This is a genomic window from Corynebacterium pseudokroppenstedtii, assembly GCF_019754945.1.
Taxonomy (GTDB): domain Bacteria; phylum Actinomycetota; class Actinomycetes; order Mycobacteriales; family Mycobacteriaceae; genus Corynebacterium; species Corynebacterium pseudokroppenstedtii.
On sequence record NZ_JAEUWU010000002.1, the window covers coordinates 21,828 to 40,146 of the forward strand.

Here is an 18,319-nt window from a genome sequence, read left to right on the forward strand (position 1 = left end):
CATGCCGCACTCTGTGAAGGCCGCCAACTCGGCCCGTTTTTCCTATATCTCCGCTCCATCTACCAGCCAGAAAGTTAGTCCTACTTCACGACGAGTCCTCGCGTCCGTATGCGTCATGATCGGGGTTTTATCGTCGACGATCATCGATTCTCCCTGGTCAGTCGGACCTCCGCGGTCATACGCTGCCGACGTCGACACTCGTGAGAACCAATGTTCACGTGGTTTGACGGAGATCGAGTTATCCCGGCGCGGTTTCGCCACCGATATGCTCACCCCTGTGGATTCCTTACCTTCGTTGGCCGAGGCTCAGCGTTTGGCAACGGGTCGGGGAATCACGGTGGCCGTCATTGATACGGGTGTGAATCGTCATGTTGACCTCCCGACGCTGGTCGGCGGCGGGGATCTTTTGGGCGACACCGATGGCACTGAGGATTGCGATCTGCACGGAACGATCGTCGGCACGATTATTGCTGGTCACGGGCGTGCACGTGGGATTGCTCCGGATGTTGAATTGTTGTCGATACGACAGACGAGCGCTCATGCCCAACCACGTCCGCGCTCTGGCGAAGGCGAAGGCGGGCAGCCTGCGTCCCCTTCAACCGGGTCCCCAAAAACGGGCACCTTAACCGGCGTTGCGGACTCAATTAATAAGAGCGTCGACGCGCACGCACGCGTGATCAATATTTCGGTCGCTGCCTGCACGGATCCACGGATGGAGCCCGAGGGGATCGAGCATCTTCGCGCTTCGCTGGATCGTGCCGAGAGTGCCGGGGTGACGGTGGTCGCGGCTGCGGGGAATTCCACTGGTCCGTGTCATGATGGAATGAATGCTTATCCTGCCCATGAACCGACGGTGATCTCGGTGGGGGCCGTTGGTGGTGATCATCATCGGCGGGCGGATTATGCCCTTGCCGGCGGTGATATTACGGCCCCGGGTGGTCCGGTAATGGGGCCTGAGCTGGGGTCATCGCCGATTATGGCGGCCACTGATCCTGCGGAGATTCAGCGGAATCCTGCCATGGCGGAGGAACCAACCCCTCAGCCTTTTGTCGGGACGAGCTTTTCTGCACCGCTCGTGTCGGGCACCGTGGCCTTGATGCTGGAGGTTGCACCGCATTTGAGTCCTTCTGATGTTCGTCAGATTCTTGCAGCAACGGCAACGCCGGGGGCTGGGTCTCAGGCGGGGATGGTTCATCCTGCTCGGGCGGTGGGGATGGCGCGTCGGCACGCAGAGTCCGGCGGTGTGATCCCCACGGAGTCCCGGGAAGCGTCCGATCCTGACATCACCATGCCCGCTGCTGCTACTCCCCACTCCCACCGCCGCATGGTGATGACGGTGATTGCGATCCCGTTCACGATTCTGTGTGCGGTGGGTGCCGCGGTCATGGTTGCTCGGCGGCGACAATAATTTTTGATGCTCGATCGCGGGATAGGATTTCCCCCTCAGCGAGATGCCGGACTACCGACCACGGTGCCACCGTAGGAGTACGAAATCCCAGGATCTGCAGTGTTTCCAACGAATCCACCGCAAAGCGTCGACCGTCGGAGCTCACGATGGCATATCCAGATCCGGTATCAACGGCCACCGCGTGGGCCGGCCCGGAGTAATAATCGGCAGTTCGTGGCGTGAGCCTCTCCTCTTCTTTCTTGCCGACGGCCACCGCCTGCTCCGCCTGAACGACAGGCACTGCGCCGTGCGGGAAGGTTGTCGATTCCGACCATGTGAGAATGTCGGCGTCGCCCACCTCTGCGGATTCGGCATCGGTTGCGGGTCGCTGCTTCTCGCGTGGGCTTGTTACCGTCCCCGCACAGAGCCGCCCCTCTCGCGGAGCCCACTCAGGCTTCTCCCCCGGTATGGTTCCCCAGTTCAGTTCGTCGGCCGTCGGTATGTCTGATATGTCCGCCGGGCTTACCCGCTCTACCACCACGCCTGGTCGCGAAAGCAACAATCGGGCATGCACAGGGGCTAACGGAGCAATTCCGTGGTCACGCACAACGTAGACGTCACCGTCGTCGGCGGCTGCATCGTCGCGTGTAGTGGCTCCAGATTCATGGGATGGGCGATTATCGACGGTCTGTCGGTGCGTAGATGAAGAGTCTGCCGCGCGCCCCGCGGACGAACCATGCTGGTCAGCGATGATGACGGTACCGATGGTGTCGAAGGGGCGCCGTAAGCCAGACTCGCCACCGGCCGGCATGGATGATCGAACAGTACGAACATCATCGACGCGGGGGATCGCTTCGACAAAGGAGTCCGGAACATCCCGAATGATTGACGACGAAATGCCCAATGCCCGCGAAACTGCCGGCTCCGGGATGGAACCACGCTTAGCAAGAAGTGAGCGCCGATACGGATGTCCATCGGACGAATCCGGGCTGATCAACCACATCCCACTCTCTGCCCGGAGGATAGCCGAGCGAGCATCGAGTGGCATGGACTCAGCCACCGCCACCGATAACGTGCCACGACTATTCTGACCGGGCTTGACGTCATTCTCGACGTCGTCGGCCCCCTCACCCTCGGCCCCTTCGGCCTCGTTGTAGGCAGCTTTCTTCACCAAGGACGATGCGCCGGGAGCGCGCGACGGCATCTTCTGAGCACCAGACTTATTCGCGGACCGAAGGCCATCTGCCGACCGAGATTTATTCGATGACCGTGGGTTGTCCGGCGAATGGCATACTCCCCACGATCCCTCCGTCGATTCCGAATTGCCCTGCGGTGGCAAATCCGATGGCCCCCGGAGCCCGATAAACTCCCCGCGCGACAGGGACGCTAGGTTTTTGCTCGATACTCGGTGGGCTTCTTCCGCTTTGCCCACCACGAGCCGCGCCGATGCCAAATCCGTCACCGGGTGGAGCGTGTCATTAACGCGCACGAACATTTGGCCGGTATCTGCTGCGATGAGGATCGTGTGGTCTCCAATCGCGGGGTCTGGCCGCATCATGGCCATAATCCCAGCACCTGCGATACCGAGAACGCTCAGTACAACACCGATCGCCAGGGCTCGGCGTCGGCTCCCGGGAACGTCGTGAACCATGCGGGTATCTGCACAAACCAGGGCCTGTTCCAGCTGCTTACGAACAAATCGGTATCCGGCTAACTGCGCACTGGACGTCGGCTGCTGATAGTCCTTACCGCCACCGGCAGATGCACGTCCCCGCTGGTGGTCGTCGTGACCCGGTCCATCGTGGTTCGAACTTGGCATGATTCCCCCGTAATCCCCCATATTCTGCAGATCCTGCATAGTCGGCAGGCTTCGCTACGCACTCCATAACCTACATCATTGACAGGACAGAACTTCATCTTCAGCTAATGTGGCTGGCATGGAGAACCTACCGGATAACGACACCGCTTCCGATACCCCTACCCCATCACCCCATGTCGCGCCGCTCTCGGATGATCCGACATCGTGCGCTATGGCATTCCGTAACCTCTACAAAGCTTTCCGCGGAAAACCAGCTGTTAATCAATTGAACTTGGACATTCCTCGCGGGAGTTTTTATGGTCTCGTCGGCCCTAATGGTGCGGGAAAGACCACAGCGATCACGATGTCCACCGGTCTTCTCCGCCCGGACCAGGGTTCCGTATGGGTCAATGGAATTAATGTGTGGGATAAGCCCGCAGCCGCAAAAGCAACATTCGGGCTCTTGGCTGATGGTTTACCCACCTTTGATCGTTTGTCAGGAAAAGAACTTCTCCAATTTTCTGGTGCTCTGCGCGGAATGGATGAGGGAATCATCGAGAAACGCGCTAATGAATTACTCGATGTTCTCGATCTCAAAGAATCCGCAAATAAAATTGTCGCTGATTATTCGGCCGGCATGACAAAGAAGATTCTTCTGGCTCAGGCACTTATTCACCGCCCCGAACTTCTTATTCTCGACGAGCCGCTGGAAGCTGTTGACCCCGTATCGGCTCAAGTTATCCGATCGATTTTGACGACGTATGTCAAAGCCGGGGGAACTGTCATTATGAGCTCGCATGTGATGGAAGTTGTTGAGGGGCTGTGCGATCACGTTGCGATTATGCAAAATGGCAGGGTTTTGGCTAGCGGAACAACCGATGAGGTGCGCAATGGATCGAGTTTGACCGATACATTCCTCAACCTCGTCGGTGGCGGGCGACTCGCTGAAGGAAGTTTGGGGTGGTTAGCATCATGAGCCAGCCGATTAATCCGAATAAAGCGGAGCCTGTAGCGGGTTCTCCCACGACACGTGCTCAATCCGCGTCCCCGTCTCAGCCATTTCACGCTAGCGATAAGGAAATCCGTTCTGCGGTTTTCCGCTTGCATATGCGCTTATGGAAGAAGTCCTGGTACGAGGGAGCGAGTCAATGGATTCTTGTGATTATGACGACGCTGTACGCAATAGGGGGAGTCGCGTTTACGGCCAGCTATTGCGTCGATATTGCCCGTAAAACGGGCCGGTTTTCAGCGGCTGCGGTCGGAGCGCACCCGGCGAGCGATATGAGTGGGCCTATCGCCGACAATCCGTGGACCGCCTTCGCGGCACTCGGAGCCACTACCCTCCTTGTGTTGGCTTTTATATGGCCAGCTGGGGAAAATACGGTTCTGCCAGCTAAGTTAGCGCAATTCCCTCTTAAACCTTCGTCGCTGGTGAGAGCGTTACTGCCCACCATCGTTGTTCAAAGTCGTGCGATTATTGCTATTGGTGTCACTATAGCCACGATGGTCGCTGTCATTATGTCAGGTAATGCGACTGGTCAATGGTTCACGGCGACCATTGGGATCGTCGGATTAATTTTGGGTATTTCGTGTCTCCTCGTTATTAATCAAGCACTGATTGTGACGTCGAATTCTAGTGGAGGTAACCGTTCACGCCGGAACTGGCTCTATTTCATTGGCACATTTCTGTTCCTCTTTGTTTTTATTGTTATTCAGGTTTTCGCTTCGGGCTTCGCCTCCTCGGTAACCGACACTATTCTGAAGTGGGTTATTCGCATTGCAGGCTGGACACCTCTAGCTTCAGGCCCGGCGATGATAGACGACGCCGCTCAGCACGCGTGGATTAGCCTCGTTGTCCGGACCGTCCTCACAGTTGTTTTCATTATTGCCGGCCTATATCTGTGGTCGCGATCAGTCGATCGTGATTTCGCATCCGCCGCCAATACGTCGGGAGAATCTGAAGATGTTTCCCCTCGAGACTCTTTTTACCTCCGTGGAGTTCCCCACACTGTCGTCGGCGCGCTATTCTCACGTCAGTTGAAGTATTGGGTGAGAGATAACCGGTTTAAATACGCCATTTTGAGTTTCCCAATCATGGCGCTCATTTTCTTGATTATGGGGATTGCCACGGGAAACAATGGTTTAATCGTCGGTTCCCTGTATATTGCGATTGTCGGTAGCTCTAACTTCGCTTCGAATGATATCGGTATGGATGGTCCAGCTAACTGGGTTCATATGGCAGCTGGAACACGCGGAAAAGATATCGTTACTGCTCGCGCTATTGCAGTCATTATTTTCGATGTCCTGTTGCTGGTTCCCTGCCTGGTCATCATGGTGATTTTCGCGGATTTCACCCCCAACCAGAAAGCGATTATTGCGGGCGCGTGCCTCGGTGGAGTTTTTGCAGGTCCCGCGGTCGGCTTATTTCTCTCCGCCTATAACCCCTTCCCCGCTGTCAAACCCGGCGTTAATACAATGAGGAACAACGGACGTCAATCTGGCCCTGCCTTCGTGGCAATGCTTATTGCACTGGCCGCATTCACCATTATTCTTGGTCCGGCGGTTGCTGTTCCACTTATTGGCCTCACCGGTGCTTGGTTTGCGGCGGCATATTCCCTGATTGTGGGCCTCGCGATGCTCGCTGGCTCCATTGCCCTGTCCGCAAAGCGAATTGATTCGCACTATCCCGAGATTTTCGCGAAAGTCCGGAAATTCTTATAGCCTTTCCGCTTTCCAGAATCTCTTATAAGATTGCTCTGGCCACTCAACGGCGGCCACCTTTCTTATTTTTTAAGGGGTATCTATGGGGGATTTTTTCGTCGTCATCGCCTGCGTCGGCCCGATATTTATCGGATTATTCTGGCGATGGCCGTGGGGCTCAACCACAGGATCGACTCGTGCAGGCTACGGCACATCTAACGCTGCCGGCCAGAGCTCAGCGATCATCGAGCTCTATCCCCTCACTCATGCGTATTCCGCTCCCGTGATGCTCGCAGTCCTCCACCGTGTTGTCCGTTGCCCGATCATGCTGAGCTCGACGCCACATACTGGTACCGACGTTATCGCTGGCTGGGACAGCCGTTCTTCCGTTCGGCCAACCAACACGTGGCGACTCTTTGTGGAGCTACCCACCGCAGATCCGTCCCAGGTCATCTCATATATTCACAGTTGCGGGTGGCAAGCCTGGGTTTCTCCCGACGCTGGCCAAGAACCTGGATGGGATGGCTACCTTCGCGACGTCCGCGCACTGGCTGAGGATGGTCAGAACAGTCCAGACAGCCAGGCTCTGCATAGTCGGGCTAGCGTTGCGACTGGTTCGGTGGCCCTTCACGATTCATCTGGCCGGATCGCCATCGTCTCGAGCAGCGCCGAACAGGCCGGCGATCGCTCTTTGCAGTATAGGGCTGCCGAACGTTTGGCCGATTGCGTTCGAGCAGCTGGTCGTCGCGTTACTGTCATCACTGATTCGCCCGGCGAGTGGGTATCAACCAAATTCACGATCGTCGTTCCTCCTGAAGGTGGAACAACGTCCGATAGCCAGGGCGGGGAATGCGATCACAATTCGATTTTCGACGCAGCGCAGCGTCAATCGTCGCCACGAACTAGTTCACTTCATCCAAAAAGCGACGCTGACCTGGAGATTTGGGACTGCAGCGACGCCTCTATCACGTGGGCGATCACGCACGGTTCGGCGGAGACGATTATCGATATTGTCCGACGGCCCGATTCGCAGCGGTGGCGGGAGGCCCACACCGTCATGGATGCGTCCGACCTTCTGCGGTTAATCGAGCGACCGGATACCCCGAGTTTGCTCCGCACGGGCAGCTAACTCATCTTCAGCAGGGTAATCGACGCCCGTTAGCGTCAGTCCGTCCGCCGGAGCGACAGGAACCATGGGATGTCGCGAATCATGGGCCAGCATGTCCTCCATGAACCCATCCGGCCGCTTCCCCTCCCCCACAGCTAGAGACGCGCCGACGATGGAACGCACCATGTTCCAGCAAAACGCGTCGGCCGTCACGTGTGCCTCATAGACGTCCGGCTCCGCTGCCGTGGACACCTCATGCCATGAGAAATGCTGCAGATCACGGATGGTGGTGGCATGGGGACGTGCGCGACAGAACGCAGCAAAATCGTGGAGGCCGACGAGAACCTCAGCCGCGTTGTTCATCGCATCAAGGTCCACTGGCCGGCCCCACACAGCGGTGTCACGAGCCCGCGTCGGCAAGGCCCCGGCGCGATTCGTCGTCACTCGATACACGTAATGGCGACAGAGGGCGGAAAAACGGGCGTCGAAACCGTCGGGCGCAAAGGAACACGCGCGAATGCGGACATCGGGGCGCAGCAATCGGGCGAAGCGTGAAACCAATGTCGACGGATCGTTGTGAATACTCCGTGTGTTCAGGATGTCGCGTGGAATATCAACATGTGCCACCTGGCCCGAGGCGTGAACCCCCGCATCCGTCCGACCAGCTACAACGAGCTGGACCGGCTGGCGCACTACCGTCTCGAAAGCCTGCTCAATATCACCCTGAACCGAGCGAACATCATTTTGACGGGCCCACCCGTGAAAGTCGGTGCCGTCATACGCGATGTCAAGGCGGAGGCGCACCAGGTCGTTCGTGGTGTCGGTATGCTCCGGTCCCGGTTGTGCGGTGACGTTGTCATTCGGAATCACGCTGACACTGTAGCTGTTAGAGGCTGCAATCTGTTAGACACTTCATAAAGCAGCACTGATGGGACTCGGCGATGAATCTTGGTGCCCGAACCCATATTTTCTAATCCTTCACATCTGCTGATTTAGTGAGTAATGATAAAACTATGAATTTCCCCTCATTGCTCCCCGAATCAAAGCCCCCTGCTCGTAAACCGTTCGGCGCGCGTAAACGGGTCGCTACGCTCTGTTTGAGTGCTGCCCTGGGCACAGTACTCGTCGGCTGTAACTCGAACGATGACGACAACAGCTCATCAACAACGACCTCGATAACCACATCGACAAAGACAACTTCTGCTCCATCGAGTACCCACAGCAGCACCGCGGGCAATTCGATGAACCCGACTCTTGACGGTTCGGAGAACAACCAATCCAACCCCGATGTTGAAAGCTCAGACGCTGACTCGGAGGCAGAAGAAAACAACGCGGACACTGAGAATCAGGCTGCCGTTGATGTCCCCTCATGGGTGGTTGGTCGTTGGGAGGGACACCGACGACTCCTCGAAATAAATCCGGATGGCTCTGGGAAACTAGTAGCCGATCCCCCCACAGGAGTGGGAGCTACTAAGGAAACTCTTCAACTCATAGATTCCTCCGGAGACGGTGGAAAAGGGACCATAACTGTCAAGGTGGTTAGTAGCCAGAATGCCAGCGGGGATACTACCGGAACTATCTACCCTTTCGAAGTAGAAAACGGTATAGCGAGTGACCGAGGGTCTGAACCCTTCTGCAACTCGAAACTGCCTGAATATAAGGCCGAATACGGGACAATGCCCATGTGTGGTGCCTGACGACGTAAGACGACACGGCATTTACTCATCCACTCATGTGTCCATGAGGCCCCGCGGCCGTTCAATCAATCGCCCCTCCCCCTGCTCCCCATTTGTGATCGGATTGTGACCTCGAAGAACCCGCCACGATGCAATAATTAATACAGCATAGTATTCAACTTGCCATGGACATCACCCAGGCTAAACCGATAGCCGTGGCTATGTGGCTGCGTGGTGTCTTGTCCCATCTCCGCTAGGTCTTCCAAGGAGGACACAGGTCCATGCACACCGCTCATCGCCACATATCAGGGTTCAAACGTTTTACCGTCATCAGCGTCATCGCTGCCGCTGGTTTTAGCCTGGCAGCATGTTCAGATGACGGGTCGTCGTCCACTGACTCCAGCTCTGTCTCATCATCTAGTAGCTCGTCGTCATCATCTCCATCGAGTTCCTCGTCCAGCACTCCGTCGTCATCATCGACGGCGACGTCGACAAGCGCGGAGCCAACGCCCGACGACCGGGCCGACAATCCACAAAGACAGCAACCTCCTGTTGCGAATGAGGCAGGAGGTGGCGCTGGTGGAGCAGCTGCTGCTACCGGCCAAGGAATCGGATGGGCTGTTGGCAGTTGGGTTGGGCATGGTCGAACCCTAAAGATTCAGCCGGATGGGACTGGCCAGTTTATCGGTCGCGACGGTGCTGTCGCGAAGGATTTCGACGCAACCGTGACCGTGAATTCGGCGACAGGTGATCCGTCGAACGGCACCATCACTGCCACAGTGGATAGCAGTGAACCTCAAGGAACTCGATACGACGACATGCTCAAGCCCGGGACGCCGATCACGTTCACGGTGAAGGACGGCGTTGCGACAGATTCCGTGATCCAGACGACAGTCTGCAACTACGATTCGCCCGCATATACGTCCACACACAGTGATCAGAGTGAATGCGGAGCATAGGCGAACGTACTTCTGACGGCTGATGCGCACGTTCAATCATGCGCTCAGCCCTCGTCCCGCTCTCATTCTGCCCGACCTCATTGCGCCCGATCTCATTGTGATCGGATTGTGACCCTGGATCCCCCTCCACGATGCCATAATTGACGCGGGACAGTACTGAACTCCAAAGGCATCACCAAAAAGCGGGCCAGATAGCCCTGGCTATCAGGCCTATGTGGTGCCCTATCCCATCACTGCTATTCCTACCAAGGGGGACACTTCTTCATGCACAATACTCATCGCCGTCGTTCAGGCTTCACGCGTTGTGCCGCCATCGGCGTTATCGCTGCCGCGGGCTTTAGCCTGGCAGCATGTTCGAGCGACGGGTCTTCATCCGCTGAGTCCAGCTCAGAAACATCATCATCGACGACGTCAACCAGCTCCGATCCCACTTCCGACGACAAAGCCGCAACTCCGGGCGCACAGGATTCTCAGGTCGGGGATAAGGCGGCCGATGGACCCGCCGGATGGGCTGCCGGCGATTGGTCTGGACATGGCCGTAGCCTAAAGATTCAGCCTGATGGGACAGGGAAGTTCGTCGGTTACTACGGAGCGATGGGTAAGGATTACGACGCAACGGTCACGGTGGACTCGGTAAATGGCGACGCGTCCAACGGGACCATCATGGCGACGGTGAAGAGCATCGAGCCCCAAGGGAATAAATACGATGGCATGTTGAAGCCCGGGACGCCGATCACGTTCACCGTCGAGGACGGCGTGGCAACCGATTCAGTGATCAAGACGGCGGTCTGCGACTATGACTCGCCCGCATATAAGGCAACGCACAGTGATCGGACTGAATGTGGAGCATAACCGCAGGTAAGTGTAGCGAACATAAATAAGGCGGGCCCAATCTGCCGTAATACTAGACCGTCAGTAAAGAATATAAAGAATAGGAGAATAATAATTCGCCGTTAATACTCGACGACTGATGTGTGGATATCCGGCGCTGTCCGGAGTGAGGAGACTGCACAATGCCCCGGTGTGCCCCAACGAAAGCGACGTCCCGCACGTCAACTCATGCTAGACATGCGTCCCACAAAACAGACGTTGATAACGGCGCGAACCACCGACACTCCGTGCAACAACCCCGTCGCAAACACCAGTCCAACTATGACTGGAAGAGTAAACCTCGGCCCCACGCCCATAGCCCACTTCAGAATATCCATGGTCCGACGGTCGCAGCCTGGGCGTTTTGCCTGGTAACAGTACTGTGGCGGAGTTTTATCAAGCCATTCAACACTCCGGACCGAGTGGACGATTTCTCCAACCTCCACAGAGCGTTAGTTAACTTCGTCCACGGGCATCCGGTGTACATCGAAGACTTATCGACACGGGCCCCTCATTACTTGTATTCTCCTGGCGCCACGGTTCTTCTTTCGCCCGTGGGGTTGATATCAAGTGATGTAGAAACATCCCGCTGGTGGTTTATTCTGGCAAACTCCGCCGCCATCATCGTCGGAATAGCTCTTCTTTTCCGTGTTGCGGAACACACATTAGGTGATTTTCTGTTTCCAGCAGCGGTGACGGCGGCATACTTCACTGAAAACGTTACGAATACTCTGACATTTTCCAACGTTAACGGGATCTGTTTTCTTGTTCTTGCTGTCGCCCTAAGCGGCCTTATTAAAGAAAAAACAATTCACGCAGGTCTTGCTATCGGATTCCTCGGTTTGATCAAACCATTTTTCTTTGTCCTACTCCTCCTTGTGGTCGTGCAACGAATGTGGAAGTCGCTCGGAATCGCAGTGGCGGTGCCCATAGTCTTTAACATTCTCGGCTATATCCTTGTTAAAGACGCTGACGTTTACCGCACGACATTAATGCCGTACATAAGAACGCCCCGGGAGTATGCAAACTTATCTATCGTGGGCGTAGGTTTAGCTCAGCACTGGCCGGGGATCGCGGTGTTTCTCCTTCGCACGATAGTTGTCATTGCGGGGCTTCTCGCCGTTTATCTAGCTCGGAAGTATTACGCATCGAAGCCCCAGGTGTTTGTACCGATAGCATCAACCGCGCTACTCCTCGCTACTATCTTGGCCGGAAGTTTAGGACAGCAGTATTACACCCTATTCTTCGTCCCCGTTTTAGCTACGATCAAGTATTGGGGTTGGGTTGATGGCGCGGTCCTCGGTGCAGGCTTTGCATCAATTCTTCCCATGAATCCCTTTATTTCTTCACCTAGTCATGTGGTGGGAGTGATTCTTTTTTCGTGGACTATGCTCTCGTGGCTCGTCTTGCTTATCGGCACCGTATTAATTGGTGGCAAGAATTATTGTTTAACGGCCGACGACAAAGATAGGTCGGCAGCGAGCAATGGAAACGGAAAATCCAGAACACCACGCCACAATGAACGCCGCAGATCGAAGCCAACCGGCACGGCACCATCCGCAACAATAGGCTGAGTTCGACCCGCCACAGTAGTCCACAAAACCAGGCACCCTAGACATAGCAAAATGACCTGCGTGGAATCGTATCCATGCAGGTCACTGTTGTATAAAGCGCTATATTAGACTCACCGCAAACACGTCACGGCGAGCTCTTTGCGCTTTACTCCGCCTCGGAAGCTGCTTCTTCTTCAGCCTTCTTGGAAGCTGCGGCGCGGGTTGCGCGGCTGGCTTCGCTGGAGGCGAGTTCCTCGGTGACCAGGGAGATCTGCGACATGGGGGCGTTGTCGCCCTTGCGGTTCTCCAGCTTGATGATGCGGGTGTAGCCACCGTTGCGGTCGGCAACCTTCGGCGCGATGTCGTCGAAAAGTACAGAGATGATCTCTTTGTTCGGGATCAACTTCGCGACGTTGCGACGATCAGCGAGGGTGCCGGACTTCGCCTTGGTGATGAGCTTCTCGGCGTACGGCCGCAGCAACTTAGCTTTGGCGTCTGTCGTGCGGATAGCGCCGTGTTCGAAAAGTTGGGCTGCCAGGTTGGAGAGGATCTTCCGCTGGTGGGATGGGGATCCTCCGAGCCGGGCTCCCTTCTTAGGGGTAGGCATGGAATATTCTCCTCGTGACGATAAATTGTGAGCGACTTTTCTACTCGTCCGCCTCAGGCAAAAGCCCTTCCGGGGCCAACCCGGAATAACCGTTTGCCAATGCTGCGGAGGTCAGAGTAGGCGATACCACTAGTTACTCGGCGATGTCTTCGCCTTCGGTGTCTATCCACTCGCCCGTTTCGGCGTCATAGCCTTCGATTTCCGACACATCGTAGCCTTCGGGCGCATCCTTCAGCGCGAGGCCCAGGCCAGCAAGTTTGACCTTGACTTCGTTGATGGATTTCTGTCCGAAGTTGCGGATGTCCAGAAGATCGGACTCGGTGCGCGATGCCAATTCACCGACCGTGTGGATTTCTTCGCGCTTCAAACAGTTGTAGCTGCGCACGGAGAAGTTCAGGTCCTCAATGGGCATGCCGTAGGCCTGGATGTGCTCGCTCTCCTGCGGGGAGGGGCCAATCTCGATGCCTTCAGCAGCGGTGTTCAGTTCGCGGGCGAGTCCGAAGAGCTCAACCAGGGTTCCACCAGCGGATGCCATTGCATCGCGGGCAGTGATGGAATTCTTGGTCTCGACGTCGATAACCAGGCGGTCGAAGTCGGTGCGCTGTTCAACACGCGTTGCTTCGACCTTGTAGCTCACCTTGAGAACAGGTGAGTAAATCTGGTCGACGGGAATACGTCCGATCTCGCCGGTCGCCTGGGCAGCGGGAACATATCCGCGCCCACGCTCAACGACGAGTTCGATGTCGAGTTTGCCCTGCTCATTCAGCGTGGCGATGTGCATGTCCGGGTTGTGGATTTCCACACCGGCCGGAGGCATGATGTCACCCGCGGTGACCTCGCCCGGTCCTTCTTTGCGAATGTACATGGTTACGGGGTCGTCGGAATCCGACGAAAGAACCAAACCCTTGATGTTCAGAATGATGTCGGAGACATCTTCGGTCACGCCGGGAACCGTCGTGAATTCGTGAAGGACGCCCTCGATGCGGACGCTAGTGACCGCTGCACCCGGGATGGATGACAGCAGCGTACGACGCAGCGAGTTGCCAAGGGTGTAACCAAAACCTGGCTCGAGCGGCTCGATGACGAACCGTGAGCGCGAGGAATCAATGTATTCCTCAGTCAACTGTGGGCGCTGTGAAATGAGCATGAATGTAATTCCTCCTGGTGGCGACCGCTATATGACGCCTGGAAGGGACAAGTGGAATAAACCGTGGCGACGATGAACGCTGTGCCCGATACAGGCCACAGCAGCATTGCCGACAGCGGCGATGCTGTTACTTCGAGTAGAACTCGACGATCAGCTGTTCCTGGATCGGAACCTCGATCTGAGCGCGCTCGGGCAGCTGGTGCACGAGGATGCGCAGGGTTGACGGAACAACCTGAAGCCATGCGGGCACAACGGCGTCGGCAAGAGCTTCTTGTGCTTCGTCGAACCAGACCATCTTCCGGGACTTCTCACGCACGTCGATGATGTCGTACTGAGAAACCTGGAAGGACGGAACGTTGACCTTCTTGCCGTTAACGGTGAAGTGACCGTGGGAAACCAGCTGGCGTGCCTGGCGACGCGTGCGGGCAAGGCCAGCACGGTAGACGACGTTGTCCAGGCGGGACTCCAGGAGGACCATCAGGTTGTCACCGGTTTTGCCGGGGCGACGGTGCGCTTCGGCGTAGTAACGGCGGAACTGCTTTTCCATGATGCCGTAGGTGAAGCGTGCTTTCTGCTTCTCCTGCAGCTGGAGCAGGTATTCGGATTCTTTGATCCGAGCGCGGCCAGCCTGTCCCGGAGGGTAGGGGCGGCGCTCGAAGTTGGCGTCTCCACCGACGAGGTCGACGCGGAGACGGCGGGATTTACGTGTTGCGGGACCGGTATAACGGGCCATTGTTTATCTCTCCTCTTCCCTTAAACGCGGCGACGCTTCGGCGGACGGCAGCCGTTGTGCGGCTGAGGCGTGACGTCGGAGATGGAATTGACTTCCAAGCCGGCTGCTTGCAGGGAACGGATGGCGGTCTCACGACCTGACCCCGGGCCCTTGACGAAAACTTCAACCTTCTTCAGGCCGTGCTCCTGAGCCTTGCGAGCTGCGGATTCTGCGGCCATCTGTGCGGCGAAGGGGGTGGACTTACGGGATCCTTTGAACCCGACGTGTCCGGAGGAAGCCCAAGAGATAACAGCACCGTTGGGGTCCGTGATGGACACGATGGTGTTGTTGAAAGTGGACTTGATGTAGGCGTGGCCGTTGGCCACATTCTTCTTGACGACGCGACGGCCAGAACGGCGTGCGCCGGAACGAGTCTTCGGAGGCATAAATTACTTCTTCTTTCCTGCGATCGTCTTCTTCGGGCCTTTACGGGTACGAGCGTTCGTCTTGGTGCGCTGACCGCGAACGGGCAGGCCACGACGGTGGCGGAGACCCTGGTAGCTGCCGATTTCAATCTTCCGACGAATGTCAGCTTGAACCTGGCGGCGGAGGTCACCTTCGACGGTGTACTCGGCCTCAATAGCATCACGAAGCTTCGCGACCTGATCGTCGGTCAGAGCGTCGGTACGCAGGTCAGGAGAGATTTCTGTCTTCTCAAGAAGCTGCTTAGCACTGGTTGGTCCAATGCCATAGATGTAAGTAAGAGCGACTTCCATGCGCTTGTTGCGCGGGAGGTCAACTCCTGCAAGGCGTGCCATATGGCAAAATCCTTCCGGTTGTCACGGTGGTTTTCTCCCCATTCGTCCTTGACGATTGGTCAATGGTGCTCGGTCGGCGCCGAGTAGCGCATTGAAGCTTGTGACAAGGCTCCGGCCACCGTGGCCAGAGGCTGTTTCGTGGGACGGAAACAAGCTGGTTAAACACGCTGCTAACCAGGCAATTGTCTTTCGAACCGTGCGGTGGCCGCTGAATTGCGTACCGCGGAAGCTCTACCGTCCTACGGAGATGAGGAGGCTGATAGGTCTAAATCTGCTTACTTGTAGCGGTAGACGATACGTCCACGGGACAGGTCATAGGGAGAGAGCTCCACCACGACGCGGTCCTCGGGAAGAATACGGATGTAGTGTTGCCGCATTTTGCCGGAAATATGGGCGAGCACCTTGTGCCCGTTGTCCAGCTCTACACGGAACATCGCATTAGGCAAAGGCTCAACGATGCGGCCTTCAACCTCGATGGCGCCTTCCTTCTTGGCCATATCCTCCACGTTTCCCGATGCTTCGGCAAGCATCTGGTTGACTACGTTTATGCAGGTAAAACCACCTTGTCAGGCCTTTTATAACCGGCTGACTAGGCAGATTTCGGTGCCTTTGTTCTCGTTGAAAGACACCGTTCAGAAATAATACACATAACCTGCGAAAACGTCTAATTCAGCAACGTTCGACACCATCTCATCCATAAGTCTGCCGACCCCCCGCTCAACGGACGTATCTTTCGGTTATACTGAGTTACCACATTATGTGTTCTACAACACAATGCTTGTGGCGATGTGAGTTATGTGGCACTCTAGAAATATAGATCCTAAGGATTGTTACCCCAGAGGATATGGGGGCAAGACCTGAGACGGGCGCGATGTGTACGCGTTGTGGCCCGTCTTGGGTCTTTTTTTATGCGCGAAAGAGGAAATAGGACAGTTATGGTCACAAAAACTGATTTTGTGCCTCTCGCCGAGCACGTTATTCCAGCCCTCGGCGGGCCCGAGAACATCCGAAGCGTTACGCACTGTGCGACACGGCTACGGTTCGCGATCCGCGATGCAGAGAAAGTGAACAAACACGCCGTCGAAAACGCACCTGATGTGGTGACATTAGTTGTCGCCGGTGGTCAGCATCAGGTTGTCGTCGGCAATGAAGTTCCACTTGCATACCAAGCAGTCATTGCACAACCTCACATGCAGATAAAAGGCATCAAGGGGGATACTGACCCGGTTGACACCGACGGCTCTACCACGGAGCTCGACGATGATGATTCAGGAAAGAAAAACCCGGTCAATGCCTTCATGGATCTCATCTCTGCGTTATTTAGCCCCATCGTCTGGTGCCTAGCAGGTTTAGGTCTTGGCAAGGCCTTTTTGACCTTGTTTACAACCTTAGGTGTGCTCTCAGAGAGCTCTGATACCTACCGCGTGTTCAACGCCGCATTCGACGGCTTCTTCTACTTCCTCCCACTGTTCCTGGCTGTCACAGCAGCCCGAAAATTCAAAGCAGATATATTCATCGCGATGGCCACGGTTGCCCCGCTGGTTTATCCAGCCATCGTAGAAATTGGGAGTCGGAATGACGTGCATTTCTTGGGTATTCCACTGAAAACGGCGACGTACACGTCGTCTGTCTTGGCTCCCATCGTGGCGGTATGGATAGCAGCATATCTTCAGCACTGGTTAGAGAGAATACTTCCCGGCGCGATTCGTAACTTCTTTACCCCGCTCCTTGTTGTTGGCATCATGGTGCCATTGACACTACTCACTATTGGGCCTGCAATGACGTGGCTGTCAGAGGCCATCGCCGATGGTGTGAATGGTGTATTCCGCGTTGCCCCGTGGCTCGGCGGAGCCATCATGGGCGCATTCTGGCAGGTTCTCGTTATCTTCGGCCTACATTGGGCTTTTCAACCGATTTTCCTCAACGAACTCGCGGTCGATGGGCGGATAGTCATGGCCGCACCGCTCATGGCAGCAGTACTCGCCCAAGCAGCTGCAGCAGCCGCAGTATGGGTTCGTTCTAAAAACTCCGCGCGAAGAAAAGTGGCCGGAGCCGGAACTATCTCCGGTTTCCTCGCGGGGGTAACTGAACCAATTATCTACGGCGTGAACCTGCCGTTGAAATATCCCTTCTATGCCGGTTGTGTGGGCGGTGCCATCGGTGGAGCCATCATTGCGCAGGGAAAGAACGCACTGAGCACGTATGTGTTCCCGTCCCTGTTGGCTTTACCTGCCACGACGAGTATCGGTTCCTTCGCCGCCCAGCTCATAGGTTCTGGAACGGCAATCGTGATTGCATTCGTTACCAGCTGGTTCCTTGTTCCGTACGCCGAGAAGAAATTTGATCAGACAATCGCTACCCCGGCACACGAAACACAACCGGCCAGCCAGGAGCTTGCTGCGCAACCCACTCACGCGGATGTGCACGAAGCGGAGCCGACGGAACACCCGGGCCCCATGGTTTCTCCTGTAGCGTCCGCAGAGCGCTCCACCGCTGATATTGCAATGTCGGCAGCAGTGGTATCCCCTATAGAGGGCACTGTCGTTGATCTTAAAAATGTTCCGGACAAAGTATTCGCCTCGGGCGCGATGGGAACAGGCGTTGGTATCAGACCATCTTCAGGGGTTATCACTTCTCCGATAGAAGGCACCGTTATTGCGGCTCCACGTTCAGGCCACGCGTACGGCATCCGATCCGCCTCGGGCATTGAGATTCTTATTCACGTCGGCGTGGATACGGTAAGAATGAACGGTGAAGGTTTCACTACATCCGTGTCAAGGGGGGACCATGTGACAACCGGACAACCTTTGGGAACGGCGGACCTTGGAGCCATTGCGCAATCCGGGTACGACGACACCACGGTGGTCGTGGTCACCAATTCACGGAAGCTTGCCGACGTTTCACTGGACGTCTCCGCTGGCCGTTCTGTAAGCCATGATGTGTTATTCACCGTCACTCCGTAGGACGATGACAAAACAACCGCA

At 56.2% G+C, this 18,319-nt stretch carries 17 protein-coding genes; 9 read left to right on the top strand and 8 right to left on the bottom strand.

The genetic code is table 11. The features are described 5' to 3' along the window. Position 1 precedes the first annotated feature (1 nt). A complete protein-coding gene (locus JMN36_RS03075) occupies positions 2 to 1,408 on the top strand; it encodes a S8 family serine peptidase (RefSeq protein WP_204087522.1) in 1,407 nt (468 codons plus the stop codon). Here the strand turns inward: JMN36_RS03075 and JMN36_RS03080 are convergent. Next, positions 1,383 to 3,206 (bottom strand): type VII secretion protein EccB, encoded by a 1,824-nt coding sequence (locus JMN36_RS03080; RefSeq protein ID WP_204087523.1) that lies wholly within the window; start codon positions 3,204 to 3,206, stop codon positions 1,383 to 1,385. The genes JMN36_RS03075 and JMN36_RS03080 overlap by 26 nt on opposite strands. 118 nt (positions 3,207 to 3,324) lie before the next feature. Here JMN36_RS03080 and JMN36_RS03085 point away from each other — a divergent pair, with 118 nt between their 5' ends. From JMN36_RS03085 to JMN36_RS03095, 3 genes are all read left to right on the top strand, one after another. Continuing rightward, positions 3,325 to 4,161, top strand: coding sequence for an ABC transporter ATP-binding protein (locus tag JMN36_RS03085; RefSeq protein ID WP_221923838.1), 837 nt, complete (start codon positions 3,325 to 3,327; stop codon positions 4,159 to 4,161). Continuing rightward, positions 4,158 to 5,906 (top strand): hypothetical protein, encoded by a 1,749-nt coding sequence (locus JMN36_RS03090; RefSeq protein ID WP_204087525.1) that lies wholly within the window; start codon positions 4,158 to 4,160, stop codon positions 5,904 to 5,906. The genes JMN36_RS03085 and JMN36_RS03090 overlap by 4 nt, the downstream gene beginning before the upstream one ends. A gap of 82 nt (positions 5,907 to 5,988) precedes the next feature. After that, positions 5,989 to 7,014, top strand: coding sequence for a hypothetical protein (locus JMN36_RS03095; RefSeq protein WP_221923839.1), 1,026 nt, complete (start codon positions 5,989 to 5,991; stop codon positions 7,012 to 7,014). Here the strand turns inward: JMN36_RS03095 and truA are convergent. Beyond that, positions 6,967 to 7,863 carry a tRNA pseudouridine(38-40) synthase TruA gene (gene truA / locus JMN36_RS03100; protein WP_412728554.1) on the bottom strand — a complete coding sequence of 299 codons (897 nt, stop codon included), beginning with the start codon at positions 7,861 to 7,863 and terminating at the stop codon, positions 6,967 to 6,969. The two genes, JMN36_RS03095 and truA, sit on opposite strands and share 48 nt — an antisense overlap. 143 nt (positions 7,864 to 8,006) lie before the next feature. Here truA and JMN36_RS03105 point away from each other — a divergent pair, with 143 nt between their 5' ends. From JMN36_RS03105 to JMN36_RS03120, 4 genes are all read left to right on the top strand, one after another. Beyond that, on the top strand, positions 8,007 to 8,690 hold the full coding sequence (locus tag JMN36_RS03105) for a hypothetical protein (RefSeq protein ID WP_221923840.1): 684 nt from the start codon (positions 8,007 to 8,009) through the stop codon (positions 8,688 to 8,690). A 260-nt stretch (positions 8,691 to 8,950) separates the two neighbouring features. Beyond that, entirely contained in the window at positions 8,951 to 9,628 is a 678-nt protein-coding gene (locus tag JMN36_RS03110; RefSeq protein ID WP_204087528.1) for a hypothetical protein, read from the top strand. Positions 9,629 to 9,892: 264 nt separating this feature from the next. Beyond that, positions 9,893 to 10,480 (top strand): hypothetical protein, encoded by a 588-nt coding sequence (locus JMN36_RS03115; protein WP_204087529.1) that lies wholly within the window; start codon positions 9,893 to 9,895, stop codon positions 10,478 to 10,480. 440 nt (positions 10,481 to 10,920) lie between these two features. After that, positions 10,921 to 12,072 (top strand): glycosyltransferase family 87 protein, encoded by a 1,152-nt coding sequence (locus tag JMN36_RS03120; RefSeq protein WP_204087530.1) that lies wholly within the window; start codon positions 10,921 to 10,923, stop codon positions 12,070 to 12,072. A 145-nt stretch (positions 12,073 to 12,217) separates the two neighbouring features. On the opposite strand, the gene rplQ is transcribed toward JMN36_RS03120, so the two are convergent. The 6 genes from rplQ to infA all read right to left on the bottom strand — a co-directional run bounded on the left by rplQ (position 12,218) and on the right by infA (position 15,832). Continuing rightward, positions 12,218 to 12,658: a 50S ribosomal protein L17 gene (gene rplQ, locus JMN36_RS03125; RefSeq protein ID WP_046202896.1), complete on the bottom strand. Its 441-nt coding sequence runs from the start codon at positions 12,656 to 12,658 to the stop codon at positions 12,218 to 12,220. 133 nt (positions 12,659 to 12,791) lie between these two features. After that, complete coding sequence (locus JMN36_RS03130) at positions 12,792 to 13,805, bottom strand: DNA-directed RNA polymerase subunit alpha (protein WP_012732383.1); 1,014 nt, start codon at positions 13,803 to 13,805, stop codon at positions 12,792 to 12,794. A gap of 127 nt (positions 13,806 to 13,932) precedes the next feature. After that, positions 13,933 to 14,538 (bottom strand): 30S ribosomal protein S4, encoded by a 606-nt coding sequence (gene rpsD, locus JMN36_RS03135; RefSeq protein WP_012732384.1) that lies wholly within the window; start codon positions 14,536 to 14,538, stop codon positions 13,933 to 13,935. Between the two features lie 20 nt (positions 14,539 to 14,558). Further along, positions 14,559 to 14,963, bottom strand: coding sequence for a 30S ribosomal protein S11 (gene rpsK / locus JMN36_RS03140; protein ID WP_012732385.1), 405 nt, complete (start codon positions 14,961 to 14,963; stop codon positions 14,559 to 14,561). A gap of 3 nt (positions 14,964 to 14,966) precedes the next feature. Then, a complete protein-coding gene (gene rpsM, locus JMN36_RS03145) occupies positions 14,967 to 15,335 on the bottom strand; it encodes a 30S ribosomal protein S13 (RefSeq protein WP_012732386.1) in 369 nt (122 codons plus the stop codon). Between the two features lie 275 nt (positions 15,336 to 15,610). Then, positions 15,611 to 15,832 (bottom strand): translation initiation factor IF-1, encoded by a 222-nt coding sequence (infA, locus tag JMN36_RS03150; protein WP_012732387.1) that lies wholly within the window; start codon positions 15,830 to 15,832, stop codon positions 15,611 to 15,613. Between the two features lie 438 nt (positions 15,833 to 16,270). Between infA and JMN36_RS03155 the strand changes: the two genes are divergently transcribed. Beyond that, positions 16,271 to 18,298, top strand: coding sequence for a beta-glucoside-specific PTS transporter subunit IIABC (locus tag JMN36_RS03155; RefSeq protein WP_204087531.1), 2,028 nt, complete (start codon positions 16,271 to 16,273; stop codon positions 18,296 to 18,298). The last annotated feature ends 21 nt before the right edge of the window (positions 18,299 to 18,319 follow it).